Annotated in this window: 23 protein-coding genes and 2 pseudogenes; 15 read left to right on the forward strand and 10 right to left on the reverse strand. The window is 66.9% G+C overall.

The features are described from left to right. Positions 1-7: 7 nt before the first annotated feature. Both ABID97_RS26080 and ABID97_RS26085 read right to left on the reverse strand, forming a co-directional pair. Positions 8-802 carry a LytR/AlgR family response regulator transcription factor gene (locus ABID97_RS26080; protein ID WP_354402051.1) on the reverse strand — a complete coding sequence of 265 codons (795 nt, stop codon included), beginning with the start codon at positions 800-802 and terminating at the stop codon, positions 8-10. After that, positions 799-1,863: a sensor histidine kinase gene (locus tag ABID97_RS26085; RefSeq protein ID WP_354402052.1), complete on the reverse strand. Its 1,065-nt coding sequence runs from the start codon at positions 1,861-1,863 to the stop codon at positions 799-801. The genes ABID97_RS26080 and ABID97_RS26085 overlap by 4 nt, the downstream gene beginning before the upstream one ends. A gap of 232 nt (positions 1,864-2,095) precedes the next feature. Between ABID97_RS26085 and ABID97_RS26090 the strand changes: the two genes are divergently transcribed. Both ABID97_RS26090 and ABID97_RS26095 read left to right on the forward strand, forming a co-directional pair. Further along, positions 2,096-3,277: an alpha/beta fold hydrolase gene (locus tag ABID97_RS26090; protein ID WP_354402053.1), complete on the forward strand. Its 1,182-nt coding sequence runs from the start codon at positions 2,096-2,098 to the stop codon at positions 3,275-3,277. 142 nt (positions 3,278-3,419) lie between these two features. Further along, complete coding sequence (locus ABID97_RS26095; RefSeq protein WP_354402054.1) at positions 3,420-3,869, forward strand: SRPBCC family protein; 450 nt, start codon at positions 3,420-3,422, stop codon at positions 3,867-3,869. A 10-nt stretch (positions 3,870-3,879) separates the two neighbouring features. Here the strand turns inward: ABID97_RS26095 and ABID97_RS26100 are convergent, their stop codons facing one another. Then, positions 3,880-4,776, reverse strand: coding sequence for a LysR family transcriptional regulator (locus tag ABID97_RS26100; RefSeq protein ID WP_354402055.1), 897 nt, complete (start codon positions 4,774-4,776; stop codon positions 3,880-3,882). A 152-nt stretch (positions 4,777-4,928) separates the two neighbouring features. Here ABID97_RS26100 and ABID97_RS26105 point away from each other — a divergent pair, with 152 nt between their 5' ends. The 3 genes from ABID97_RS26105 to ABID97_RS26115 all read left to right on the forward strand — a co-directional run bounded on the left by ABID97_RS26105 (position 4,929) and on the right by ABID97_RS26115 (position 7,735). Next, positions 4,929-5,834: a sterol desaturase family protein gene (locus tag ABID97_RS26105; protein WP_354403061.1), complete on the forward strand. Its 906-nt coding sequence runs from the start codon at positions 4,929-4,931 to the stop codon at positions 5,832-5,834. After that, on the forward strand, positions 5,831-7,282 hold the full coding sequence (locus tag ABID97_RS26110) for a coniferyl aldehyde dehydrogenase (RefSeq protein ID WP_354402056.1): 1,452 nt from the start codon (positions 5,831-5,833) through the stop codon (positions 7,280-7,282). The genes ABID97_RS26105 and ABID97_RS26110 overlap by 4 nt, the downstream gene beginning before the upstream one ends. A 108-nt stretch (positions 7,283-7,390) precedes the next feature. Then, on the forward strand, positions 7,391-7,735 hold the full coding sequence (locus ABID97_RS26115; RefSeq protein WP_354402057.1) for a hypothetical protein: 345 nt from the start codon (positions 7,391-7,393) through the stop codon (positions 7,733-7,735). 51 nt (positions 7,736-7,786) lie between these two features. On the opposite strand, the gene ABID97_RS26120 is transcribed toward ABID97_RS26115, so the two are convergent. Further along, positions 7,787-9,118, reverse strand: a complete 1,332-nt coding sequence (locus ABID97_RS26120; protein WP_354403062.1) for an alpha/beta hydrolase — start codon at positions 9,116-9,118, stop codon at positions 7,787-7,789. 242 nt (positions 9,119-9,360) lie between these two features. On the opposite strand from ABID97_RS26120, the gene ABID97_RS26125 reads away from it, so the two are divergent. The 3 genes and pseudogenes from ABID97_RS26125 to ABID97_RS26135 all read left to right on the forward strand — a co-directional run. Then, entirely contained in the window at positions 9,361-10,293 is a 933-nt protein-coding gene (locus ABID97_RS26125) for an ABC transporter substrate-binding protein (RefSeq protein ID WP_354402059.1), read from the forward strand. Between the two features lie 56 nt (positions 10,294-10,349). Then, complete coding sequence (locus ABID97_RS26130; protein WP_354402061.1) at positions 10,350-11,996, forward strand: amino acid ABC transporter permease/ATP-binding protein; 1,647 nt, start codon at positions 10,350-10,352, stop codon at positions 11,994-11,996. Positions 11,997-12,020: 24 nt separating this feature from the next. Continuing rightward, positions 12,021-13,259, forward strand: a pseudogene (locus ABID97_RS26135) (acetamidase/formamidase family protein); the annotation flags it as partial. Here ABID97_RS26135 and ABID97_RS26140 read toward each other — a convergent pair. After that, complete coding sequence (locus tag ABID97_RS26140) at positions 13,246-15,654, reverse strand: acetamidase/formamidase family protein (protein WP_354402065.1); 2,409 nt, start codon at positions 15,652-15,654, stop codon at positions 13,246-13,248. The pseudogene ABID97_RS26135 and the gene ABID97_RS26140 overlap by 14 nt on opposite strands. Positions 15,655-15,764: 110 nt before the next feature. Here ABID97_RS26140 and ABID97_RS26145 point away from each other — a divergent pair, with 110 nt between their 5' ends. Next, on the forward strand, positions 15,765-16,163 hold the full coding sequence (locus ABID97_RS26145) for a RidA family protein (protein ID WP_354402067.1): 399 nt from the start codon (positions 15,765-15,767) through the stop codon (positions 16,161-16,163). Between the two features lie 16 nt (positions 16,164-16,179). Here ABID97_RS26145 and ABID97_RS26150 read toward each other — a convergent pair whose 3' ends face one another. Further along, a complete protein-coding gene (locus ABID97_RS26150; RefSeq protein ID WP_354402069.1) occupies positions 16,180-16,833 on the reverse strand; it encodes a TetR/AcrR family transcriptional regulator in 654 nt (217 codons plus the stop codon). Between the two features lie 99 nt (positions 16,834-16,932). On the opposite strand from ABID97_RS26150, the gene ABID97_RS26155 reads away from it, so the two are divergent. From ABID97_RS26155 to ABID97_RS26165, 3 genes are read left to right on the forward strand one after another with little or no spacing between them, the layout of a single operon-like run. Next, the gene (locus tag ABID97_RS26155) at positions 16,933-18,102 is read left to right on the forward strand and encodes an NADH:flavin oxidoreductase/NADH oxidase (RefSeq protein ID WP_354402071.1); all 1,170 of its coding nucleotides are present in this window, start codon (positions 16,933-16,935) and stop codon (positions 18,100-18,102) included. Positions 18,103-18,161: 59 nt separating this feature from the next. Beyond that, entirely contained in the window at positions 18,162-18,551 is a 390-nt protein-coding gene (locus ABID97_RS26160; RefSeq protein WP_354402073.1) for a nuclear transport factor 2 family protein, read from the forward strand. Between the two features lie 48 nt (positions 18,552-18,599). Further along, positions 18,600-19,247, forward strand: a complete 648-nt coding sequence (locus tag ABID97_RS26165) for an NAD(P)H-binding protein (RefSeq protein WP_354402075.1) — start codon at positions 18,600-18,602, stop codon at positions 19,245-19,247. On the opposite strand, the gene ABID97_RS26170 is transcribed toward ABID97_RS26165, so the two are convergent. Continuing rightward, the gene (locus ABID97_RS26170) at positions 19,237-21,306 is read right to left on the reverse strand and encodes a hybrid sensor histidine kinase/response regulator (RefSeq protein WP_354402077.1); all 2,070 of its coding nucleotides are present in this window, start codon (positions 21,304-21,306) and stop codon (positions 19,237-19,239) included. The two genes, ABID97_RS26165 and ABID97_RS26170, sit on opposite strands and share 11 nt — an antisense overlap. 215 nt (positions 21,307-21,521) lie before the next feature. Here ABID97_RS26170 and ABID97_RS26175 point away from each other — a divergent pair, with 215 nt between their 5' ends. From ABID97_RS26175 to ABID97_RS26185, 3 genes and pseudogenes are all read left to right on the forward strand, one after another. Then, the gene (locus ABID97_RS26175; RefSeq protein WP_354402079.1) at positions 21,522-21,947 is read left to right on the forward strand and encodes a phage protein NinX family protein; all 426 of its coding nucleotides are present in this window, start codon (positions 21,522-21,524) and stop codon (positions 21,945-21,947) included. A 261-nt stretch (positions 21,948-22,208) separates the two neighbouring features. Next, a complete protein-coding gene (locus ABID97_RS26180) occupies positions 22,209-22,424 on the forward strand; it encodes a hypothetical protein (protein WP_354402080.1) in 216 nt (71 codons plus the stop codon). An 86-nt stretch (positions 22,425-22,510) separates the two neighbouring features. Beyond that, positions 22,511-22,654, forward strand: a pseudogene (locus tag ABID97_RS26185) (SDR family NAD(P)-dependent oxidoreductase); the annotation flags it as partial. A 127-nt stretch (positions 22,655-22,781) separates the two neighbouring features. On the opposite strand, the gene ABID97_RS26190 reads toward ABID97_RS26185, so the two are convergent. From ABID97_RS26190 to ABID97_RS26200, 3 genes are all read right to left on the reverse strand, one after another. Continuing rightward, complete coding sequence (locus ABID97_RS26190) at positions 22,782-24,104, reverse strand: type II toxin-antitoxin system HipA family toxin (RefSeq protein ID WP_354402081.1); 1,323 nt, start codon at positions 24,102-24,104, stop codon at positions 22,782-22,784. Then, complete coding sequence (locus tag ABID97_RS26195) at positions 24,104-24,487, reverse strand: helix-turn-helix domain-containing protein (protein ID WP_354402083.1); 384 nt, start codon at positions 24,485-24,487, stop codon at positions 24,104-24,106. The genes ABID97_RS26190 and ABID97_RS26195 overlap by 1 nt, the downstream gene beginning before the upstream one ends. A 148-nt stretch (positions 24,488-24,635) precedes the next feature. After that, entirely contained in the window at positions 24,636-25,094 is a 459-nt protein-coding gene (locus tag ABID97_RS26200; protein WP_354402085.1) for a (2Fe-2S)-binding protein, read from the reverse strand.

Here is a 25,094-nt window from a genome sequence, read left to right on the forward strand (position 1 = left end):
ATTCGCGCTACATGGCCCGGAACAGGTGCCCGAACGCACGGCTGACCTTGAGCGATCGCTGGAGGCCCCGCACCGACAGGCTGTAGCTCCCGTTCTCTTCGCGGGTGGCGCTCACGATGCAGTGGGTGTTGACGAGCACGCCGCGATGCACCTGCGTGAAGTCGGCCGCGTCGATCCGCGACACCAGGTCGCGCAGGCTCATGCGCACGAGCGCCTCGCCTTGGGCCGTGACGACATTGACGTACTTCTCGGCGGCTTCTAGGCAGATCACCTCCGTGACCGGGATCATCCGCACGGTGTTGCCTACGCCAGCGCGGATCACCTTGATCTTCTCGGGAGCGTCGGGCGCATCGGTGATCGACTGAACGCGCTGCATCAGGGCCGCCATGCCGCCGGCAGCCGGTGTCAGGGCGCGCTCGTGCAGCCTTTGCTTCAGGCGTTGCACGCAGACCTGCAAGCGTTCGGGCGTGGCCGGCTTGAGCATGTAGTCCATCGCCGCATGCTCGAACGCCGAGATCGCGAAATTGTCGTACGCGGTGATGAAGACGAAGAGCGGTTCAGCCCGGTCGTCGGGCCACTCGTCGGCGACGGCCTCGGCCACTTCCAGGCCCGTCTTGCCGGGCATCTTGATGTCCAGGAACATCACGTCAGGGGCCAGGGTCTGGGCCAGTTCGAGCGCCCTCAGGCCATCTTCGGCGACGCCCGCGATCGTCAGCTCGGGCCAGGCCTGGAGCAACAACCGCTGCAGTGTTCTCGACAGCACCGGTTCGTCTTCGGCAATCACGGCGCGCCACGCGTTCATGATGGGATCCTCACGACCGCGCGAACGCCGCACGGCGATCGAGCTTGCAGGGTCAGGGACGCACGCAAGCCATAGAGGGCCTGGAGGCGGTCGCGCACGTTCTCCAGGCCGGAGCCGCAAACAGTGCCGGCATCATCGCCACGCCAAGCGGGCGGGTGCGGCGACAAGCCCAGGCCGGTATCGTCTATCGAGACTTCGATGCGCCCCTCGATCGACCGCGCCAGCACTTCGATGCTTCCTGCACCCAGCTTCGGTTCCAGGCCGTGCTTGATGGCATTCTCGACCAGCGGCTGCAACAGCATCGGCGGGATGGCGATGCGCTCCAGTTCGGCGGGCAAGTCGAGCCGGTAGGCCAGCCTGGGCCCCATGCGCAAGGACATGATGTCGAGGTACGCCCTCAACTGCGAGAACTCCGACTTCAGCGTTGTCGCTTCGTCGCGCGACGCTGCATGCGTGCTGCGCAGGTAGACGATCAGCTGGTCGATCATGCGCTCGGCCTGTCGCGGGTCCTCGTCGACGAGCGAGCGCAGGTTCGCCAGCGTGTTGAACAGCATGTGCGGCTCGAGTTGCGCGCGCAGCAGCCGCAATTCCGATTCGGTGGCGAGGCGCTGGGCATCGGATCGCGCAACGGCCTCTTTGGCGAGCTGGTCACGCGTCGCAGCGACGTAGAGGACGAACGCTGCCAGCACCAGGCCGAATGCGAACGCCACCATGTAGTCGGTTCCATGACCCACGACGCCGCCGACCGGTTCGTCCAGGATCAGGAGCGCGACCATGTGCCCCCCGAAATATCCCGCTGGGATGGCGATCGCGCCGGTGAGAAGCCAGCGGGGCAGGGCCTGCATTCGCATCAGCCGTCTCGAGCGGCCAAGCACCGCGACGCACGCGATGAACACCATGCCGACACATTCGATGAAGACGAACAGGCGAGACAGCGTCCCGAGCGCAGGAGCAGCCCAGAAGAGCAACACGGCCGCGATGGCGCACAGCAGGAACGACCCGGCCGTCAGCCGCGCCGCGCCCAGCCAGCGGGCCGGAATGGAGGAATCAACGCTGATCACTGGCACAAGCGGGTTGCATCGCGGAACTGTAAAGGTAGGTGCGCCATGCCGCTACTGATTGGAGGGCCCGTGGCGCGGATTTGTCCTCGAGCCGTCGGTTGGGGCGACCGAACGGCGACCGCTCGATACCGCCTGGCGACTGCTCGCGCCCTCGGCCGGGCGTTTGGGCGCCAAACCGGATGCGCGCCTGGCGACGACCGCCGAAAGTGCGGACCTCACCACTGGAGTCTCCATGCAACGATCCTCTCTTTCAAATGCGCTGCTTTGCGCCGTGGCCGCCGTCTGCGCAGCCGTCGTCACGACGAACGCACAGGCCTTCGACGGCATCGTGGAAAAGCAGGTGTTCAACCTGCCCGCCTACACGACCGTCAACGGCCAGCCCATCAAGGGCGTGCGCATCGGCTATGAAACCTATGGCCGCCTGAATGCTGCGCGGGACAACGTGATCCTCATCAACCACTTCATCACCGGCACCTCGCACGCTGCCGGCCGGTATGCGGCAAGCGACGCCGCGCCGGGCTACTGGGACACGATCATCGGCGCCGGCCTGCCGATCGATACCGAGCGGTTCTTCGTCATCGCGACCGACGCGTTGGCCAACCCCAATCGCGCATCGGCGACCGTTGTCAGCACCGGCCCCGCCAGCATCGATGCCGCCACCGGCAAGCCGTATGGCATGCGCTTCCCGGTGCTGGCCGCGCGGGACACGGTGGAGGTGCAGAAGGCGCTGCTCGATTCGTTGGGCGTTCGAACCCTCTACGCGGTGGCTGGTGCTTCGGCTGGCGCCTGGATGTCGGTGGAATGGGCCTCGGCCTACCCGGACCGCGTGCAGCGCCTGGTGTCCATCGTGGGACCTGGCGTCGACAGCCCGGCCTACGCCATCGCCAAGATGAGCTCGTGGGGTGCGGCCGTGAGGCTGGACCCGAACTGGGCCAATGGCGACTACCACGGCAAGGCCGAGCCGCTGGCGGGCATGACGCAGGCCATGCGGCAGGTCACGCTCGACGCGCTCAGCTTCGCCTGGGCCGACAAAGCTTTCGGACAGAAGTGGGCCGACCCTGGCAAGAACCCCGGCGACGCGGCGGCGAATCAATTCGCGGTCGATGCCACCCTCGAGAAGATCGGCGAAGCGCGTGCCAGGGGCATGGACGCCAACAGCTGGCTGTACACGCTGAAGGCCTTGCAGTTGCCCAGCGCCAAACCAGACCGCATCAAGGCCAGGTCGCTGTTCGTGGGTATCAGCTCGGATCAGATCTTTCCGCCGCACTTGTCGAAACGCGCAGCCGAGACCCTCAAGGCGCAAGGCACCCCGGCAGAGTATGTCGAGTTGAACAGTCCCGGTGGCCATGCCGACGCACTGGGTGCCACGGTCGCCCAGGCCGGGCCGGCGATTGCGTCGCTGCTGGCCAGGTAGGCACGCGGTGAGTGGACCCGGATGCGCCGTGGCCGCGGCCCCTGGGCTGCTGCAAAATGAACGATCGTCCCGTGTCGACTGTCCGCGGGCTCGTTCGTCGTGTCGGTAGAGGGTCGTCCTCTGCACTTCAGGAGAAATCACCATGGTCACCACCAACACCGTCCGTCTTCACCGAGTGCTGCGCGCACCGCCGGAGCGGGTCTACCGTGCCTTCGTCGAACCCGGCGCGTTCGAGCGCTGGCTGCCGCCTTTCGGGTTCACGGGCAAGGTCCACGGCATGGATCCCGTGGTCGGCGGTGCCTGGCGCATGTCCTTCACGGCGTTCGCAAGCGGCCATAGCCATTCTTTCGGCGGCAAGTACCTCGAACTCGTGCCGGGCCAGCGCATCGCCTACGACGCAAGCTTCGACGACCCCAACCTGCCCGGCACCATGAAGACCACGGTGACGCTGACCGCGGTGTCGTGCGGCACCGAGATGTCGGTCGTGCAGGAAGGCATTCCCGACGTGATCCCTGCGGAGATGTGCTACCTGGGCTGGCAGGAATCCCTGGTGGCGCTGGCCCAGTTGGTCGAGCCCGAGATTCCGGGTTGAACGGCGCCGGTCAGCCGCCGCTGGGCAACCGGCCGATGATGAGCTCGGCCATCGGCGAAGGGGTTCGGCCCCGCACCGTCACGACGCCCATGGCCGAGGATTGCTCCGGAAGGTCCGTGACTTCCAGCGCGTGAAGGCGGCCTGACGCGACCTCGTGCGCCACCGCGGCATGCGGCGCGGCAAGAACCGAATCGCACGCGAGCGCTACCGCCTTCAGCACCTCCACGTCGTCGCACTCGAGCGCGACGGCGAGCGCGTCCGGCGAGGGGAGGCCGAGCAGGCGCGAGACCACGGCCCTGACGCCGGCCGGCAGCCGCACCGAAAGAACGCCATGCGACCAGAGTTGCTGCAGCGTGACGGGTTTTCGCGGCTTCAGAAGCGGGTGGCCGTGGCGCACGTAGAAGCCGCCGGGCTCGCGGCGCAGGGCGCGCACATGCAGGTTCGGGTCCGGCGGCAGGTCCCGCGTGTCGGCGACGAAAAACTCGATGTCCTCCTCGCGCAGGCGCTTGAGCAGCAGCTGCCAGTTGCTGATCTCCACGCGCAGGTTGATGCCCGGGAATTCGCGCCGCATGTCCGCCATCAGCTGCGACAGGAAGGTCGCTGCCGGGAACGGGCCGACGCCGAAGGCCGTGTCGCCCAGGCTGCGGCTGCGGTAGAGCTCGACATCGCGTTGCAGGCAACGGCTGTTGAAGACGAGCTGCCGGGCACGCGCAATGACGAATTCACCGGCGGGCGTGGCGACCACCTCGCTGGTTCCGCGGTCGAACAGCCTGAGGCCCAGTTCCGCTTCCGCCGCCTGGATGCTGCGGGTGAGGGCCGGCTGGCTCAGGTGCACCTGCTCGGCCGCGCGGATGAAGCTTCGCCGGTCGGCAAGGGCGACGACATGGGTCCAGCGCTTGAGGTCCATCAGGGCCGCTCCTTCGGAGTGATTGCATCCATTGCATCGATTCTGGGTTCAATATGCATTGGACTCAATCGGTGTTCACCAGAAGAATTGCACCGCAGGCCATCGGTGTTCACGCAGAGGAACCGGGCCGCCATTCCAACCAAGGAGACAACCTGGTGAACCTCGTTCAGAACGTCGTGCTGGTCGCGATCATTCTCTTTTTTGCGGTGCTGGAGATTCGCTCCCGCAAGCACGAACACTTTCACGCCACGGCGGACGACACCAAGCTGGAACTGTTCATGTTCCTTGCACTGCTGGCGGTCTCGCAGCCCTTCATCTTCGCGGTGACGGCCAAGCTGGCTGCCGTGGCGATGCCGGCGCAGCGCGACGCCTGGGCCTGGCTGCCGTGGTGGGCCATGGGCGCCATCCTGCTGGTGGCCGACGACATGACGCAGTACTGGTGGCACCGTGCCTCGCACTCGCCGCTGCTGTGGCCCTTGCATCGGGCACACCACACGGCGCACTACATGAGCATCCGCATCACCTACCGCAACAACTTCTTCTACTACCTCATGATGCCGGGGCTGTGGGCCTCGGGCGTGCTGATCTACCTGGGCCTGGGCAATGCCTACCTGGTCTACATCGTGATCAAGCTCGCGGTGATCCTCGGCGCGCACAGCGCGGTGCCGTGGGACGCGCCGCTGTACCGCGTGAAGTGGCTGCACCCGCTCGCCTGGGTGCTGGAGCGCACGGTGGTCACGCCCGCCACGCACTGGGCGCACCATGCACTCACCAACGACGACGGGATCGGGCACTACAAGGGCAATTTCGGCAACCTCCTGTTCATCTGGGATCTGCTCTTCGGCACGGCCAAGATCACCCGGCGCTACCCGCCCAAGGTCGGTCTGCAGGATGATCTGCTTTTTGGCAAGGAGCGCTGGTTCGTGGAAATGTTCTATCCCCTGGTCCATTCGCGCCGGGCGCACTCGGCCCTGGTGCCCGGCGGCCGGGCCTACGAAGAGGCGAAGCCCCACGGCGACGCGATGCAGCACGTCCCCGCGGCGGAGCCCCGGCCATGAATGCCGTGCCCGTGTCCATGATTCCCCACGCAGGCGATGCGGCGGAGATCCAGCGCATGCAGTGGGTGTTCGACAGGCAGCGCACGGCGTTCGAGGCCGCTCCATTTCCCGAACTCGCGGCGCGCAGGGCCAAGCTGCGCCGGCTGATCGACATGCTGCGCCGCCACCAGAACGACATCGTCGCGGCGGTGAACGCGGACTTCGGCGTGCGCGCCGGTGCCGAGACCAAGCTGGTCGAGGTGATGGGGCCGATTCTCGAGGCCCGGCATGCCTTGTCGCACATGCGCCAATGGATGAAGCCGCGCCGGCGCAGCACCGAACTGCTGTTTCTCACCAACAGTGCCTGGATCGAATACCAGCCCAAGGGCGTGGTGGGCATCATCGGCACCTGGAACTTCCCGTTGTACCTGACCCTCGGGCCTCTGATCGCGGCCTTGGCCGCGGGCAACCGCGCGATGATCAAGACCTCGGAGTTCTCGCCGCGCACCACCGCGCTGCTGCGCACCATGCTCGGTGAATGCTTTGCCGAAGACGAGGTGGCCGTGGTGGGCGGCGCGATCGATGCGGCGCAGGCCTTCAATGCGCTGCCGTTCAATCACCTCGTCTTCACCGGCTCGCCGAGAATCGGCCGCGAGGTCATGCGGGCGGCGGCCGCCAATCTGACGCCGGTCACGCTCGAGCTCGGAGGAAAGTCGCCCGCCATCGTCGGCCCCGATGCCGACCTGCGCGACGCGGCGCTGCGCATCGCCCACGGCAAGGCCTTCAACGCGGGGCAGATCTGCGTGGCGCCCGACTACGCGCTGGTGCCGCGCGGCAAGTCGGCCGAGTTTGCCGCCGCCGTGCGCGATGCGTTCGGCAAGCTGTACCCGCGCATTCGCGGCAACGCCGAATACACCAGCATCGTCACCGAGCGCCACGCGGCGCGGCTGCGCCAGCTGCTCGACGACGCCCGCTCCAGGGGCGCCACGCTGCTGACGTGCGGCGACGTGGTGGGCGCCGGCCGGCAGATGGCGCTGACCGTCGTGACCGGCGTCGACGAGCACATGCAGTTGATGCAGGAAGAGATCTTCGGCCCCATCCTGCCGGTGCTCGAATACGACAGCCTGGACGATGCGCTCGCGCTGGTGCGGCGCGGCGAGCGGCCGTTGTCGCTCTATGCCTTCGGCCTGGGCCGCGGCGACCAGCAGCGCGTGCTGCGGGAAACCCATGCCGGCGGCGTCACGCTCAACGACTGGGGCTGGCATGTGTTCCAGCACGACCTGCCCTTCGGCGGCAGCGGCAATTCGGGCATGGGCACCTACCATGCGGAAGAGGGCTTTCGCGAACTCTCGCACGCGAAGTCCGTGTTCAAGCGCAGGCGATGGTTCCCGGTCGGCCTGTTCTACCCCCCGTACGGCAACTGGGTGCAACGGCTCTCGATGCGGTTCTACCTTGGCAAAGGGGACTGACGCGGCCCCCTGTAGGCACCCTCCGACAGCAACCGAGGTCCATCGCGCACGGCGCGTCCCGGCGTCGAGCGCCAAATCGGGACGTTGTTGGCTTCAAGGAGATGCACGATGTCCATGACCGGCAGAGCACTGGGCGCAACGTGCCTTGCGCTCGCATTCTTCGGCGCGGCGGCGCAGACCGGAACGACGGGAGCGCCCCCCACACACCCGGCGACCGGTGGCAGCGACGCCACATCCACGCCGAGCCCGACCACCCCTCCCACGCATCCGGCCGGCGGCACCAGTGCCGCCACGCCGGAGGCCGCGCGCGAGCAGAACCCGATCCTCAAGAACTCGCCCTCGTCGGACGATGCCAAGCAAGGCGCGGGAAGCAGTGCCACGCGCGCCGGCACGAATCCGGATCCGACGTCGAAGGACGGCATGCCCACGCACCCCGCGGTGCAATCGAAGTAGGCCGCCGGCACGGATCTCCGGTGCCGTCCTCTGCGCCGGCAAACGGGAAGGTCAGGGGGCGCGCGCCGGCACGCGGCTCTCCAGCGCGGGCGGCAGCCAATCGGGGCGAATGTGGCAGCCGTTCTTGCCGTCGATGTCGTAGCGCGGCGCCAGCGATGCGCAGCGCTGCGCAAGACCTTGGGGCGTGGGCTTCTCGCCTTTGTCGATCCAGTCGAGCAGCGCGTCGAAGAGCGCGGGGTATTCCGAGTCGCTCAGGTAGCTGTGCTCGCGCTCCGCACTGAAGCTCTGCACCAGCTGCCCACCGGTGCCGGCCGCATCGCGGATGCGGCGGTAGGCACTCTCGAGTTCGACGAATGCGGTCGGGTCGTCGATGGCGTGCAGGCTCAGCGTGGGCAGCGCGGTGCGTCCGGTCGGCTGGCTGTCCGCCGCCAGCGCGCCCTTGGCCTGCGGATCGGCGGCATAGCGCAGCACGCCCGCATTGAGCGCCGCATCGTCGGCCGAGCCCTGGTAGACCACGCCGATGTTGCCGAACGGATTGCGGCCGCCCAGGCGTTCCTGCACCAGGTCCTGGAACAGCCAGGTCGCCCAGTTCAGATGGCCGATCAGCGAGCGCTCCTGGATCTTCACCACTGAGAGAATGGCCGCGAGCCGCGCGGCCTGTTCGGGCGTGCGCTGTGCTGCGGGCGTGCCGAGCCCGGTGCATTCCCCGACGCGCGCGGCGAGCTCGGCGCGCGTCAGCTTCGAGCCGGTGGGCAGGCCCATCCACAGCGGGTACTGCGGCTCGTCCGGGCGCGGATGGTTGCGGCACACGTGCTGGTAGACCACGCGCAGGTCGAGCCGGAAGTCGTACGCGCTGTTGCCGCCGCCGAGCACGCCGCTCGTGAGCAGGAGGCCGTCGTACGGCGACTTCGCGCCGCCTGCGGGCGCATAGAGCTCGGCCGCCTTGGCCGCCACCCCGGCGCCGTAGCTCTGGCCATGCAGCAGCGTGCGGCGGGGCTGGCCGAAATGGCGCACGACGATCTGGCGCAGCCGCTCGGTGTCCTCGGCCGCCATCGTCACGCCGTAGCCGCCGCGGCGGTAGGTGGAGCCGGCCCACGCATGGCCGGCCTTCACGGTGATGGCCCAGCGCTTGAGGTCTTCCTGGCTGCGCGCCAGCGTGGGCGGCCCGGTCTCGGGGCCGCCGTGGGCATGCATCACGAGCACGCCGCGGTTCCAGTCTTTGGGCATTGCGATCCAGTAGAACGCGCCGCGGCCGTCTTCGCCCGTGTAGCAGCGTGCGTCCTCCGGAACGGGCGCGGGGCAGGCCGTGGCCTTGGGCGCCGAGGTGGCCGCACCTGCGGCATGCGGCAGCGCCAGGCCGAGCAGCGCGCAAGCGGCCAGCATGAAGAGTCGTTTGTGCAATGGAGTCTCCCGATTTCCAGCGCCGCGTTCGTTCCTGCCGTGGAGACGAAACCGAGGACGCCGCTGCCGAAGATGATAGGACCCTCGCGCCCGGGGCGCGCACAAGCAGTCGTGCGCCCATGGACAAGTGCCGCGGCGGCGCAGCTCCTACGCTCGGATGGTGCGGTGCAGCAGGCTGGCGTGGTGCCAGCCGGCTTGCGCCGTCTCCACAGGAGCCTCGGACCATGCCACACCTTCCCCTCCCGGCCGGACGCTGCGTCCGGCTTCGCGCTTTCTTGCGGGCCCGCCTGCGCGGCGCGGCCGTCGCGGCGATCGGCCTCTCGGCCCTTGCGCTGGCCGCCGCGCCGGCGCATGCCGAGGCTTTCAAGGCGCCCGCCGAATGCGCCGCGCTGCAAGCCAAGTACCCGCAGTTCAAGGGCAAGGCGCTGGTCAACGCGATCAACCCGCACACGCCCGGCTACGAAACCATCGACCCCAAGGATCCGAACAAGTACATCGGCTTCGACATCGACCTGGGCGAGACCATCGGCGGCTGCCTGGGCTTCACGCTGACCTACAAGCCCGTGACCTTTGCGGCGCTGCTGACCACGCTGCAGGCGGGGCAGGCGGACATCGTCATCTCCGACATCTACGCCACCGAGGAGCGCGCCAAGGCGGCCGACTTCATCACCTACTCGAAGGTGTTCGACGGCGTGCTGGTGGCCAAGGGCAACCCGAAGAAGATCACCGGCATCAACCCGTCGCTGTGCGGCACCGTGGCGGCCGAGAACACGGGCTATGTCGAGGTGCCGCTGATCCAGGCGCTTGCGCCGCAGTGCAAGGCGGTGGGCAAGCCCGAGCCCGAGATCCAGCTCTACGACAACAACCAGAACTGCATCCAGGCCATCCTCGCCGGCCGCGCCGACACCTACATCAACGACGTCAACACCGTCGACAGTGCCGTCAAGGCCTATCCCGACAAGCTGGAGAAGGCGGCCGCGGTCACGCTGCCCTACTCGGTGGGTATCGCCGTGCCCAAGGGCAAGACGGACTTCCGGGACGCCGTGATGGCCGCGCTGGTGGCGATCCAGAAGGCCGGGATCCAGGCCGAGCTGCTCAAGAAGAACGGCCTGCCGGTCGAGAACCTCGAGGCGCCGCGCCTGCTCGTGGCCAAGTGACATGAAGCCCCCACGCGCACTTCGTCCGCTGCCCCGCCAGGCGGGGCGCAACTGACATGGACCTGTTCCTCCATTACCTCTCCATGCCCTACCTGATCCAGGGCATCGTCTTCACGCTGGCAGCCACGGGCATCGGATTGGCGGGCGGGATGGTGGTGGGGCTGCTGCTCGCGGCCATGCAGCTGAGCCGCTTCAAGCCGCTGGCGGCCTTCGCCCGCGGCTATGCGGTGATCTTCCGCGGCACGCCGCTGGCGCTGCAGATGATCTTCGTCTACAACGCGCTGCCGCATGTCGGCATCGTGCTGCCCGGCCTGCTGGCCGCGGGCGTGGCGCTGGCGTTCAACGAGGCCACGTTCATTGCAGAGATGTTCCGCTCGGGCGTGGTCGGCGTGGAGCGCGGCCAGGTGGTGGCCGGCCAGGCGCTGGGCATGACGCCGCGCGTGCTGATGCGCCGCATCGTCGCGCCACAGGCCCTGCGCTCGATGATTCCCGCGATGGGCAACGAGGCGGTGAGCACGCTGAAGAACTCCTCGCTCGCCTCGGTGATCGCGGTGCAGGAACTCACGCTGCGCAGTTCGCAGCTGGCCTCGTCGACCTTCGATTTCTTTTCCGTCTTCTTCGCCTCCGGGCTGATCTACCTGGTGCTGACCGGTGCGATCAGCCTCGTGCAGCTGGCGCTCGAAGCGCGCTTCGACCTCGACCGCCCGGCCGCGCCGCGCGGGCTGGCGCGGTGGCTGCCGTGGCAGCGCGCCGCGGCCCCCGTGCGTGCACAAGAAGCTGCTGCGCCGGACATGCACGCGGCCGCTTCCGACAATGCGGCACCGGTCACGACGCCGGCCTCCGGGATGCCCGCTCCCGAACGCGCCGCGCGCGCTGCGCGGCTGGCCGCCGCACCGGTCGCCTTGCGCATCGGCGGCGTGTCCAAGGCCTATGGGCAGCAACCCGTGCTCAGGGACCTGAGCCTCACGGTGCAGGCCGGCGAGGTCGTGGCCCTGCTCGGCCCGAGCGGCTCGGGCAAGAGCACGCTCCTGCGCTGCATCAACCATCTCGAAAGCTGGGACGCCGGACAGATCCACGTCGGCGGCCACCGGCTCGGCTTTCGCCCCGACGGCCAGCTCATGAACCCGAGCGACCTGGCGCGCGAGCGCGGGCGGCTGGGCGTGGGCATGCTGTTCCAGCAGTTCAACCTGTTCGCCCATCTCACGGCGCGCGAGAACGTGGCCGGCCCGCTGCGCTGGGTGCATGGCTGGACGGCCGAGGACGCCGATCGGCGCGCGCGCGAACTGCTGGCGCGCGTGGGCCTCGCCCACCGCGTCGACGCGCTGCCGCGCCACCTGTCGGGCGGGCAGCAGCAGCGCGTGGCCATTGCCCGCGCACTGGCGCCCGGACCCAGCGTGCTGCTGCTGGACGAGCCCACCTCGGCACTCGATCCCGAACTGGTCAACGAGGTGCTGGAGGTGATCCGCCGCCTTGCGGTCGAGGAAGGATTGACCATGGTCATCTCCACCCACCAGCTGCGCTTTGCCGCCGAGGTGGCCGACCGCGTGGTCTTTCTTTCCGGCGGCCGCATCGTCGAGAGCGGTCCGGCGCTCGAGGTGCTGCAGCACCCGCGCCATCGCGAGACCGCCCGTTTTCTCAACGTGATGTCGGCCGACGTGCTGCCGGTCGGCTCCCCGCCCATGCCAATGCCCGTGCCCGCCTGAGCGCCGCCCCAAAAGGATTTCATGAAGCATCACATCCTGCCCGTCTCTCCCCACACCGTCCACTGGGGCTATTTCAGCAAGGCGGTCGCGCCCTCGCTCGTCGTGAAGTCCGGCGACCGCGTGACGATCGAGACCCTGACCCACCACGCCAACGACGACCACGAACGCATGGTCGCCGGCGACCCGGGCGCCGAATCGGTGTTCGCGTGGACGCGCGAGCACAAGGCCGTGCCGCGGCGTGGCGCCGGGCCCGTGGAAGGGCCGTTCAAGCTCGGCGAAGGCGAGGGCGTGGGCGTGCACCTGCTGACCGGCCCCGTCGTCGTCGAAGGCGCGGAGCCGGGCGACGTGCTGGAGGTGCGCATTCTCGATGTGCGGCCCCGGCCCAGCTGCAACCATTGCTACGCGGGCCGCTGCTTCGGCTCGAACGTGGCCGCGTCCTGGGGCTTCCATTTTCGCGACCTGATCGAGGAGCCCAAGCCGCGCGAGGTGGTGACCATCTTCGAGCTCGACACTTCGGGCGAGCCCTTCGCGCGCGCCGTCTACAACTACGTGTGGACGCCGCAGACCGACCCCGATGGCGTGGTGCACCGCATGATCGACTACCCCGGCGTGCGCGTGGACCACACGCTGGTGCGCAAGCGCGAAGACATCCTGCGCAACGTCAAGGTGCCGGCGCGGCTGCACTTCGGCACCATGGGTCTCGCGCCGTCGGAGTCCGACTTCGTGAGCTCCATTCCGCCCAGCTACACCGGCGGCAACATCGACGACTGGCGCGTCGGCAAGGGCGCGCGCATGTACTACCCGGTGGCCGTGCCCGGCGCCTTCTTCTCGGTGGGCGACCCGCATGCCGCGCAGGGCGACAGTGAGCTCGGCGGCACCGCCATCGAGACTTCCTTGACGGGCGACTTCGAGTTCATCCTGCACAAGCAGTCCGAGCTGGGCGGCACCTTGCTCGAGGGCCTCGACCACCCGCTGCTGGAAACCGACGAGCTGTGGTCGGTCTACGGCTTCACCTACCCCAACTACCTGGCCGCCCTCGGGCCGGACGCGCAAACGGCAATTGCCGGCAAGTCGTCGCTCGACCCGGCGATGCGCGACGCCTTCCGCAAGCTGCGCCGCTTTCTCATGACGGTGCACCGGCTCAGCGAGGACGAAGCCATCGCGCTGCTGTCGGTGGCGGCGGATTTCGGCGTGACGCAGGTGGTGGATGCCAACTGGGGCATCCATGGTTCGATCCGCAAGAACGTCTTCACGAATCGCTGAGTGCGGCGTCCGGCAGCGCCGGTCGTTGGCGGCCGGCGAACAGCGCCTTGCGGATCACCGCGTGCACGCCCCAGTTGCCGTCGACGACCTGGGTCACGCCGAAGTCGACGGCCACCGACATCAGCGAAATCGCCTCGTCTTCCGTGAGGCCCATCGCGGTCATCAGGAAGCGCCGCGTCTTGCGGAAGGCGTCGCGCATCGCCGGGTCGAGCGATGACTTCTCGTAGATCGCGCTGCGCGCCTTGTCGCCGAATTCCTTCAGGTAGTCCGCATGGCTGAAGCCGTGGACCACCCACTCGTCCGCAGTCTCGACCAACGGGTAGTCGATGTCGGCATAGGGCTTGCCGCGCAGCTGGTCCGCCTTGTGCAGCACGATCTGGAACACGCCCGTGAGCGAGCATTCGATGGCCGTGCCGCACAGTTCGCTGTCGCCCTGCGACGCGTGCGGGTCGCCGACGGAAAGCAGTGCGCCATCGACCCCGACCCGCAGGTAGAGCGTGGCCCCCTTGGCGATGCGCCAGTTGTCCAGGTTGCCGCCAAAGCATGAGGGCGGCACCGAGTCGACGAGGCCCGTCTCGGCGGGCGCGACTGCGATCACGCCGAAGTGCGGCCGCACCGGAATGCTCACGCCCTGCAGCACGCCGTGGTTCTCGACGATCGATGCGCGGTCGATCGGAATGCCGGGATAGTCGATGGTCGGGTGTAGCACGCCGCTCGGGTCGCGCTGCGGCGTCCAGCGAAAGTTGTAGACGGCGTGGGCGCAGGCATCGCCCTGGCTGCAGTCGACCTCGTAGATCGTCACCACCTCGCGCTGCCGGGGCTCCTCGATCAGGTCGTCGTAGTGAAAGCCCCACCACGCGGCGGCATTGCTGCCGAACGCGCGGCCTTCGTACTTGGCGCTGGCCGCCAGGCGCGGCGCGAGATCCAGGATGCGCACCTCCAGCACGTCGCCGGGCTGCGCGTCCTTCACGTAGACGGGCCCGGTGCAGATGTGCACGCCGAAGCCTTCGCCGCTGCCTCGGCCGTAGATCGACGCATCGGTGGGGCCCGCGCCGCGGCGGTCCACGGCCTTGTGCTCGCGCGTCCAATGGAAGACGCTCTCGGCGCCCGAGTCGCCCTTGATCATGCGCTCGTGGTCGTCGTAGGCGTGCTGCGTCAACGTCTCGATCGTCACGATGTCGCCCGAGGCAATGGTCAGCACCGGCGGGATCGAACGCCCGAAGTAGCCCCAGTGGATGGTTTGCGCAGTGGCCGGCAGATGGTGATGGCGGCCGGTGGCGGCGTCGCCGCCGAGCCGCGCGGCCGATGCCGTGTGCGTGGTGGCCGCAGCGCCGTCGTCGCCCACTGCGCGTGCATCGATGCGGGCCGCCGAAGCCACCGGGTCCTCGGCCGGCGTCTCGAAGTAGCCCGAGGGCCAGCCGCGCCGGATGCGCTTGCGCAGCGACTGCTGGCTCGCCTCGTTGGCCTGCTGGCGGTATTGCCGGGGCGACATGCTGTAGCGGTCGCGAAAGCAATGGCTGAAATGCGCCGGGTCGTTGAAGCCCCAGCGGAAGCAGATGTCCGAGATCGACAGGTGCCCGTACTGGCGGTTGGCAAGATCGGCGCGGCAGCGTTCCAGGCGGCACTGGCGCACGTAGGCGGTGAAGGTCTGGCCCAGGCCCTCGAAGAGCTTCTGCACCAGCCGCTCCGACAGGCGCTCGTGCGACGCCACGGCCGCCAGCGACAGCGATGCATCGCTCAGGTTGGCATCGACGTACTGGCACAGCCGGTGCACCGTGGCGGCGCGCGTGCTGCTGATGGCGGGCGAGGCCGTGTCCTGGTGCGCGGACAGGCTCGTGGCAATGAACTCCGACAGGGCGGATTCCACGGGTGCCACGTCGTCGTCGCTCAGGCTGTCGAAGGTGTCGGCCAGCGCCGTGAGCGTGCCCGCGAACATGCGGCCGAGGCCCGCGCGGCCCGACAGATGGCCGAGCGCGATCCCCGGCCCGCCGGGCAGCCGCGCCTTCAGGCTGGCCCGCGGCATCGACACCATGAACTGCCGGAAGTTGGAGCGGAAATCCAGCCCCGCGCGCGCCTGGGCCGGCCCGAAGACGATGTCGCCGGGGGCCAGTTCGATCGTCTGCCGGCCATCGTGCAGCGCGGCTTCGCCGCTCAGGTGCAGCGCCAGCCAGATGGCATCGGCCGGGTCGCCCAGCCGCTGCAGGGTCTGCGGCGACGAGATGATGCGCGCCATGCCGACCCCGCGCGCCGTGCGTCCCGCAGTCAGGGTGCCGTAAAGCGGTGCTGCCGCCTGCGCCATTTCGGGTCGCAGGCGGTGCAGGTGCAGTGCATCGCGCCAGGCGTGCGGCCGCTGGTGCACCGGATAGGAGTCGGTCGAGAACTGTTCGAACTGCACGGCGGCGCTTTCTGGTTGCTTGCGCAGGGTGCGCAAGACACGTGCCACGCCGCGTGCGAGCCTGGCACGCTACTGGCTTGCCGAGGCGCATGTCGAACTCCGGGTCCGCGATGTCTCCCATCTTCCACATGATCACCGGTGCGCCGGATCCGGTCGCTCCGTTCAGCCACGCCGTCGAAAGCGACGGCTGGGTCTTCGTCACCGGCCAGATGCCGTTCGCCGGCACCACGCTGGATTCTCCCTATCCGGAGGGCATCGAGGCGCAGACGCGCCAGGTGTTGAAGAACCTCCAGACGGTGCTTGCCGGTTGCGGACTCGGCCTGGAGCACGCGCTCTCGGTGCGCGTGTATCTCAGGCACTTCGAGGAGGACTACGCGGCCATGAACGCGGTGTATGCCGAACATTTCGCCAGCGGGCGGCGGCCGGCGCGCACCTGCATCGGCGTGACCGGGCTGGCGAAAGGGGCGCGCATCGAGGTCGATCTGGTGGCACGGCGTGGCGCGGCGTGAGCGCCATTGACCAGCTTCACACCTGGGGCTTGCCGGTCGACCGCTCCGGCAACAGCCTCACCACATGCGCCCCGATCCGGGCCAGCTCGGCATGCACCACGCCGTCGCGGGCGTGGATGGACATGCCTTCCAGCATGGTGCTGAGCGTGGCTGCCAGGGACTTGACGTCGGTCTTTTCGGGAAGCTGCCCGTCCCTGACGCCTTGCCTGATTCGCTGCGCGAAGCGCTTCTTGCCGCCTTGGCGCAACGACTTGATCGCCTCGGAAACTTCCGTGGAATCCGCTGACACATTGATGGCAGCCAGCACCACAAGGCACCCGCAGGGTGCGTGCGGCGACAGGAGGATGCCCGCCGCCTCCTTGAAGAAGGCCTCGACCGCACGGTAGACGTCGGGCTCCTTCTCCAGCGCCGCCCAGGTCGCGTCCCAGTAGGTGCGCTCGTAGAAATCCACCGCCTCCAGGAAAAGCTTGGCCTTGTTGCCGAACGCAGCGTACAGGCTGGGCGGGTTGATTCCCATCGCCGTGCAGAGCTCCACCATGGAGGCGGGTTCGTATCCGCGGCGCCAGAACACATCCAGTGCGCGGATCAGAGCCGCGTCGCGGTCGAACCCGCGGGGTCGACCTTTGCTGCGTGAGGGGGGAGGGAGGGATACGGCGTTTGACATGGTCATCCATCTTCCAGCATTGAAGCGCTTGACACTATCTGTAGTGACTACTATACAATGAAGAGATTCTGTAGCGATCGATACAAATAAATGGTGAATTGGAAAATGAGCAAGTTATTCGAACCCCTGACCCTGCGCGGCGTGACGCTGCGCAACCGCCTGGCACTGAGTCCCATGTGCCAGTACACGGCCCGCAACGGTTTTGTGAACGAGTACCACGTGGCGCACTATGGACGCTTTGTACTGGGCGGCTTCGGCCTGGTGATGGTCGAGGCGACCGGCGTGTCGCTCGAGGCACGGATCACCCATGGCGACGTGGGCATCTGGGATGATGCCCATGTGGAAGGCCTCGCCCGGATCGCGACCTTCGCCAAGGAATACGGTGCGGTCCCGGGCATCCAGATCGGCCATGCCGGTCCCAAGGCCAGCATCCAGCGCGCCTTCGAGGGGAATGGTCCGCTGAACGAGCGTGATGTGGCGCGCGGAGAGCATCCATGGCAGGTGGTCTCTCCCAGCGCGCGTCCGGCGGCCGAGGGATGGCTGGTTCCCGCGGCGCTCGACGCAAGGGGCATCGCGAAGGTCCGGCACGACTTTGCCGCAGCGGCGCGCCGCGCACTGGCCGCTGGCTTCGAGGTACTGGAGATGCACTGCGCGCACGGCTTTCTGTTGAATGCGTTCATGTCGCCCCTGACCAATGATCGTACCGACGACTATGGCGGCAGCTTCGAGAACCGCATCCGTCTGCCGCTGGAGATTGCCCGCGAGTTGCGAGAGATCTGGCCGAAGGACAAGCCGCTGTTCGTGCGCATCTCGGCGGTGGACGGAAGCCGCGATGGCTGGACCATCGACGACAGCGTGGCTTTCGCCCGCGAACTCGCCAAGGTCGGCGTCGATGTCGTCGACTGTTCTTCCGGAGGCTTCGGTGTGTTCGATTACCCGAGCGGCTATGGTTTCCAGGTGCCGTTTGCCGCCCAGATCCGCCGAGAGACGGGTATCGGCACCATGGCGGTCGGCCTGATCGTCGACCCGCATCAGGCGGAAACGGTCGTGGCGTCGGGCCAGGCCGACATCGTCGCGCTGGGGCACAGCGCGCTGCGTGATCCGCAATTCCCGCTGCATGCGCAGCAGGCACTCGGTGCGGCAGATCCAGCGAGTCCCTACGCCGACTGGAACATCCAGGCCGGCTGGTGGCTCAACAACCGCGAAAGCAGGCTCCAGCGGCTGGGGCCGCGAGCTTCCGTCGAAGAACGCACCGCGGAATTGAGCGGCGCCTGAGACTGATTGCCGCCATCTGCGCGATCCGTAAATTTCTAACCTCAACTGAAAGCAAGACCATGAACAAACCCACCTACGTCCACGAGTACAACGCTATCGTCGAAGTGCTGAACAAGTACAACGACGGCTGCAAGCAGGCCAGGAGCAGCATCATGAAGCCCGCTTTCAGCGAGCAGGCAACCATTTTTGGCGTCGGCGCAGACGGCAAGCTGACGGGCGGCGCAATCCAGAACCTGTTCGACGGCATCGACAGCGCCTTTCGCCCGTCACCCGAGGCGCAGGGAGCGATCGTCAGCGTCGACATCGTCGGCACGGCAGCCAGTGCCCGCATCGACACCAACGATGTCTCCGGTTTCTGCTTCACCGATTTTTTCCATCTGTTGAAGGTCGATGGAAAGTGGACTGTGCTCAGTAAGATCTATCACACCCACGTCGCTCCCCAGGCCTGATCGCTCGCCAGCGCCTGAACACCGTCGTGCATCCATGGGGCATCCCTTATGAAACTGTTGCTGCTCGGTGCGACCGGACTGGTCGGACGCCACGTGCTCGCACGCGCGCTGGCCGATCCGCGCGTGGAAGCAGTGGTTGCACCCGGTCGCCGCGAATTGGCGGCGCATCCGAAACTGCGCAGCCCGCAAGTGGATTTCGATCATCTGCCGCCGCACGCCGACTGGTGGCAGGCGGATGCGGTCGTCTGCGCGCTGGGCACGACCATGCGCACGGCCCGCTCTGAGGAAGCGTTCCGCCGCGTGGACTTCGGCTATCCGTTGACGGTCGCCAGGTTGGCGCGCGCGCATGGCACGCCGACCTATGTGCTGAACTCGGCCATCGGTGCGGATGCCCGTTCGCGCTTCTTCTACAACAGGGTCAAGGGCGAGCTGGAACAGGCGCTGGCCGGGCAGGGCTTCGAATCGCTGACCTTCGTGCGGCCCGGCCTCATCGGCGGGCATCGGGAGGAGTTCCGCCTGGGCGAGCGAATCATGCTGATGGGACTGACCTTGACCGACCCGTTGCTGCCCAAGCGCTGGCGCCTCAACCCGGCGCCGAAGATCGCCAACGCACTGCTCGAGGCGGCGATTGGCCCGGCGCCCGGTGTTCATGTCGTGGGCTCGGAGCGAATGGCTGGCAGACGGACTAGCGGCTGACTTCGCCGGCCGTTCCCACTCTCCGTTCGAGTACGTCCAACAGCTCGACGGGGTCGAAGGGCTTGATCAGGTGGGCGTCGAAACCCGCGGCGCGTGCGCGTGCCTTGTCGGCTTCCTGGCCCCAACCGGTGGCGGCGAGCAGAAAGGCTTGCTGGCCCCAGGGCGTGCATCGCACCGCCTGGGCGACCTCATACCCCGTGAGCTTCGGCATGCCAATGTCGAGAATCAGTACGGAAGGCCGCACGGCCTCGGCGATGGTCAGTGCCTGGGCGCCGTCCGTGGCGACGTGCACCTCATGGCCCTCCATGCGCAGCAATTCCGCCAGCAGCGTGACGGCGCTCAGGTTGTCGTCGGCAATCACGATGCTTGCAGCGCGCCGCCCGCCCATCGTGGGCATTGGAAGCGCCTTGTCCGACGCCCGATTCGGCGGGACGTTGCCGACGGGAAGCCGGACGATGAAACGGCTGCCTTTCCCGAGGCCCGCGCTTTCGGCCACGATGGTGCCGCCGTGTGCGGCGCAGATCGCGCGTGACAGCGCGAGGCCAATGCCAAGACCGCCCTCGGGGCGATGCAGCACGGCGCCCTCCTGCGAGAACATCTCGAAGATGCGTTCGAACGATTGCGGCGTCAACCCCATCCCGTTGTCGCTGACCACGAACTCGCACAACTCGCCGGCGCTCGACGCACAGATCTCGATGCGACCGCCCACCGGGGTGTACTTGGCGGCATTCGTCAGAAGATTGGTGATGATCTGTGCGAGGCGGACCGGGTCTGCCTGGAGTGCAAGGTCGTCTTCGACCTTCAAGGTCACGCTGTGATTTCGTCTGCGTACTTCGGAGCCCGCGTTTTGCAACGCCAGCTCGATCGCTGTGCGCGCATGGACGAGCTCCTTCTTGACTGTCATGCGGCCGGTCTTGATGCGGCTGGTATCGAGCAGGTCGTCCAGCAGTCTCGAGATCTGGAAGACTTGCGTGCGGATCATCTCAGCGGTGTTCTGCGTCGCCGGATCGGGCGACTGCTTGAGCATTTGCGCCGCAAGTCCTATGGGTGCAAGCGGGTTGCGCAACTCGTGTGCGAGCACCGCGAGAAACTCGTCCTTTTTCTGGTCGGCCTCGCGCAGATCCTGTTCCATCTGCTTTCTGACCGTCGACTCCTGCACCACGCCGAAGATGCCCGCGACGACACCCGCATCATCGGTTTGCGGCGTTCCCCAAACCGAGAGCCACCGCGGCGGGTGGCTGCCGGCCAGGCGGTACTCCTCGCGGTAGGTCTTGCCGCTGCGAACGCTTGCCTGGACCGCAGCGAGCGTGCGTTCCCGGTCATCCTCATGAATGAGTCGAGCCAGTTCATGCCAGGTGACCGGAGCAACAGGAACACGAAAAAGTGCTGCCGCGCGCGGCGACAAGGAAACCACGTCCGTGGCAGCGCTCCAGCTCCAGTCGCCCATCTCCGCGGCGGCCAGCGCAATGTTCAAGCGCTCGTTGGTCAGCTGGATCGCATGGTGTGCCCGCGTGCGCTGCAGGCTCTCCCAGCATCGGCTGCAGACCAGCTGGACCAGTTCGATCTCGGGTTTGTTCCATCGCCTGGGCGTGCGCTGGTGCACGGCCATGGCCGCCACAAAGCGGCCGTCCTTGTGCAGTGGAACGCAGATCACGGCCTGGATGGCCGTGAGCCGGTAAGCACTCAGATCCATGCCGGCCGCGCGTGGATCGGTATCGATGTCATGGACCACGTAAGGCAGGTTGGCGCGCATGAGCTCAAGGCAATCCAGCCCGAACTGGGAGAACGTGTAGCGGCCCACGATGGAGTCGACGCCGCGGCTGAAATCCCCGGTGAGCGTGAAATGGTCTTCATCGGGATCGACTTCCGCATATGCGCACCGGTTGACCCCCATGTGCGTTCCAAGCAAACGCGCCGTGATCTGCATCACTTCGGCCGGATCGCTCATTGGCTGCGTCGTCCGGGCGAGGCGGTCCAGAAACGCGATCTGCGAGTCCAGGTCCGCGACAGCGCCCGCCGTCGCGTCTGATCGGGAAGGCGGGGCGGCTTCTGAACTCACGGCATGGTCTCTTGTGAAAGGCAGAATTCGATGGCGAGCCCCTGATGGTCGGCCTAGCGAGTGGATCATTGCGGATCTCCGGTCCGTGTCAGCCGAATTCGCTATTTTCGAGACCGGCCGCCAGAGCTGCTGGCCGCCTTGGGGGCGTCCTCCTACGCGCGGTCGGCGGTGCGACCCTCCGGGCAGTCCGCGCACGCTCTGCAGAATGAACCGGCATGAAGGCTTCAGAACTCACCGGCGCGCAGCTCGACCATTGGGTCGCGCGGGCGAACGGCTGGACTGCGGCGCGGTACGACCTGCACAGCGGTTCCTACTACGAGCCGGAACAGATCACCGGCCAGGACCATTGGATCGAAAAAGGCGCAGACACCGAGTACCGGCAGACGATCGACCTCTGGCGGCCTTCAACCGATTGGGCGCAGGGCGGCGTGATCATCGAGATGCTCCTCATCAACTTCTATACCAGCCCTGAAGACCTGGAGATGCCCATCCTGGCACGCATTCCCGGCGGCGGAGATGCCGCGGTTCAGCCTGGCCCGACTCACCTGGTTGCAGCCATGCGAGCCTACGTGGCCTCGAAGTTTGGGGAAGAGGTGGCCCAGGAGCAGGCTCGAGAAATCTTCCATAGGCGATACGGGTAGAGGTGATTCCGGGCCCACTCAGCAGTAGCAACGCTCTCCGGCGATCTGGACCGGCTTTTCCACCGGGTTATCCACTGCCGTGGTGGAGAACTCCCCTCTGAAATTTGAAGTTTACGGCCGAAACGACGCAATGTTGTACACAATTCGTAGTACATATTGCCCATAACCAGTTGACCCCTGCGCCGGCCGACGCGGAACAATCCTCGCTGGCAAAGGGGGGCCCGGCTGGATAAAACGCTGTTCGGAACCGAGGAGAAAGCGATGCCGATGAATTTCCTGTGCCGCATTGAGCACGCTTCCTTTCCCTTGGCCATTCGCGACGAGGCAGACATCCAGTGCGCGGCTGTGCTGGCCGCCGCTGAACTCATTGCGGCGAACCTTCCCGATCCCCGGAACCCAACGGCCGGCGGCGTGATCCTTCGCATCACGCCGCAGGGGCGAGCGGAACTCCAACGACTCCGTAGCTCACAACCCTAGATGTTCGGGTCTTCCTGGATTGCCCGGCCGATTTGCCAGGAGAGCGCCGGCGATGATCTGAAAGAGATGAGCGGCCCGCTGGGCACGTCTTCGCCAATGCCGGGGCTGGAAGCCCGGTTCCGCTTGGCGAGATCACTGCCGAGCACATCGACGAAACCTTCGACACCAATGTGAAGGGCACGATCTTCACGGTTCAGAAGGCGTTGCCGCTGATGGGGCAAGGCGCATCGGGCGACCGAGCTCGCGAAGGCCGCGCTGGGCCCTGGGGACAGCTGATCTTCAAGGACCTGGTCAAGTTCGACGGATGAAGCAGGCCTGAAACTTCCTCGGCGGGATGACGAACCGACTGTGTCTTCGTCACGAGGGATTGGCCGCCTCCGAGAGGAACTTCTTCGCCTGGCTGCGCATGCCCTTCGAGATGGGATCCCAGATGCGTGCAGGAAAGTCCTTGGGCAGTCGTGCCTCGACGGCGCCAAGAGCCTGCGCCACACCATCGACCAGGCCCTGCATCGCTTCCCAGACCACGGGGCCGCCGTTCCGCATGGCCAGGTCATGCCAGTGGCGGGCACGGATGGTGTGGATCTCGTAGTGCGCGTTCTTCGAGCGAAGTGCCATCGCCAGTCGGACCTCTCGCACGTGCAGTTGGCCCCGTCTCGTGCCCACATAGGGCCACACCGACAGGACGTCGTACAAGGGCGTCATTTCGTACGCGTTGCCTTGGCGCAGGAAGATCGAGAAGTTCTTGGCGTGGCCATCGGGCGCCGCCATGAGCCAGAAGGCCAACTGGGCGAGTTGGAAAGCCATCCGGTCTGTCGGTGCATCTGCACTCCCGGCCAGCAGCGTGAGTCCGGCGGCGGTGGACGGCCCGCCGTCGTCTTCGTATTTCAGGCGCGGCGGCAGGCCTAGCGCCTGGCAGAAGTCTTCCTGGGGAAGCCGGGCAATCCACTTTCCGTCTTCCATCCATTCCCGGTCGAAGCGCTCCACGATCAGCACGCGCTGGTCGCCGAACGTGGCCATCTCGGTGTGTGCCACCGGCAGCCCGAGCGCCTGGATGATCTGCGCGCAGAGCCATTCGTTCTCGACGGAGTCGAACATGTCCACTCGGGTCGTGTTGGCGATCAGGCCGAGCGGAAGCTTGAAGATGTGGGTGCTCGGCGTGGCTCCGACGGGACGGCACCACCGCCTGTCGACGCGCACGAAGGCGGTCTTTTCCTGGGCTCCCGCCAAGGAAATCCGGAACGGCGGGGCTTCGTCGATGTGGCGAACGACCGAGTCGTCGGGCACGGCGCGAAGTGCGTCGGCGACCTGTTTGTCGGTCAGCCGATCGCATGCCACGCGGTTCCACCCGTCAGGGGTCGTTCCTTCCGGGAGCAACTGCACTGCGCCGACGCAGTCGCGGCCGATGGCCTCCAGCAAGGCGAAGGTATCGAGTGTCCTGGTCTTGAACCGCCGGCCGATTCGCTCGCGGATTCGTTCGTTGTCGGGCAGCAGGTTGTCGAAGTAGTTCGCAACGACCTCTCCCTTGACCGCCAGGGTGCGGGTGAGTGGCAGCGACAAGGAAAGCGGCCGGGACTTGCCGGACTCCAGCCATGACGGTGCGTACGAAAAGCTGTGAACTCCGCGGTTGAACTGCCAGACGCCGACGAATTCGCCATTCATCCACGCGTTGAGCGCCGCCACTACCAAGAGCCTTTCTTGGGCCGGATGACGAAGTTGCGCCCGGATGTCGGTGTGGCATCCGGGTTCCGGTTCGCGACCGACGGTTGTTTGACCGGCTCGCGGGGTTTGTTGGCCGCAGGAGAAGGAGGCGAGGGTTCTGCTTCCGGTCGATTCGCGGGCACATCGATCGCGTCATCCCTCAGCAGCAGGGATGCGCGCAATGCCGAGAGCACTTTCATCAGCTGGTCGACGCTCACGGCGCCGGGGTTGCTTTCGATCTCGGCGATGCGGGCCTGTCCCACGCCGAGTAGCCGCCCGAGCGCGGCCTGGGTCAGGCCGCGCGCTTTCCTGAGCGCGCGCAGGTGCTCGCGAAGGTGGCTGGTCAGCTGAACGGGGTAGTCCATGCCAATGATCTTATCGGGAATTACCAATATATAAACAATATCCAGTTTTTACCGGATACTGGACAAAGTACATGTATGTACTTTATTGGAAATCCCCGATGTTGTGTCGGCCAGCGCCAAGAGGCGCCATCGAGCGTCCCTCGACGTCCTAGCCCATCATTGCCGCAGCCGCCTTGATGGCCTCGCGCACCCGGCCGTAGGTGCCGCAGCGGCACACGTTCTCGATGGCATCGATGTCCGCGTCGGTGGGGTTGCGGGTGCGCTTCAGCAGGTCGACCGCCGCCATGATCTGTCCCGGTTGGCAGAAGCCGCATTGCGGCACATCGAGGTTCATCCAGGCCTGCTGCACCGGATGCAGCGTGTTGCCGTTGGCCAGGCCCTCGATGGTCGTCACTTGCCGGCCGCGCACGTCGATCACCCGCGTCGAGCAGGCGGTGACGGCCTTGCCGTCCACGTGGCAGGTGCAGGCCTTGCACACGTTGATGCCGCAGCCGTACTTCGGACCGGTGATGCCGAGCTTGTCGCGCAGCACCCAGAGCAAGGCCATGTCGTCGGGCGCCTCGACGTCGACGTGGCCGCCGTTCACCTTGAAAGATTGCACAGGCAT

Origin of the sequence: Variovorax sp. OAS795 (assembly GCF_040546685.1) — a bacterium.
Classification (GTDB): domain Bacteria; phylum Pseudomonadota; class Gammaproteobacteria; order Burkholderiales; family Burkholderiaceae_C; genus Variovorax.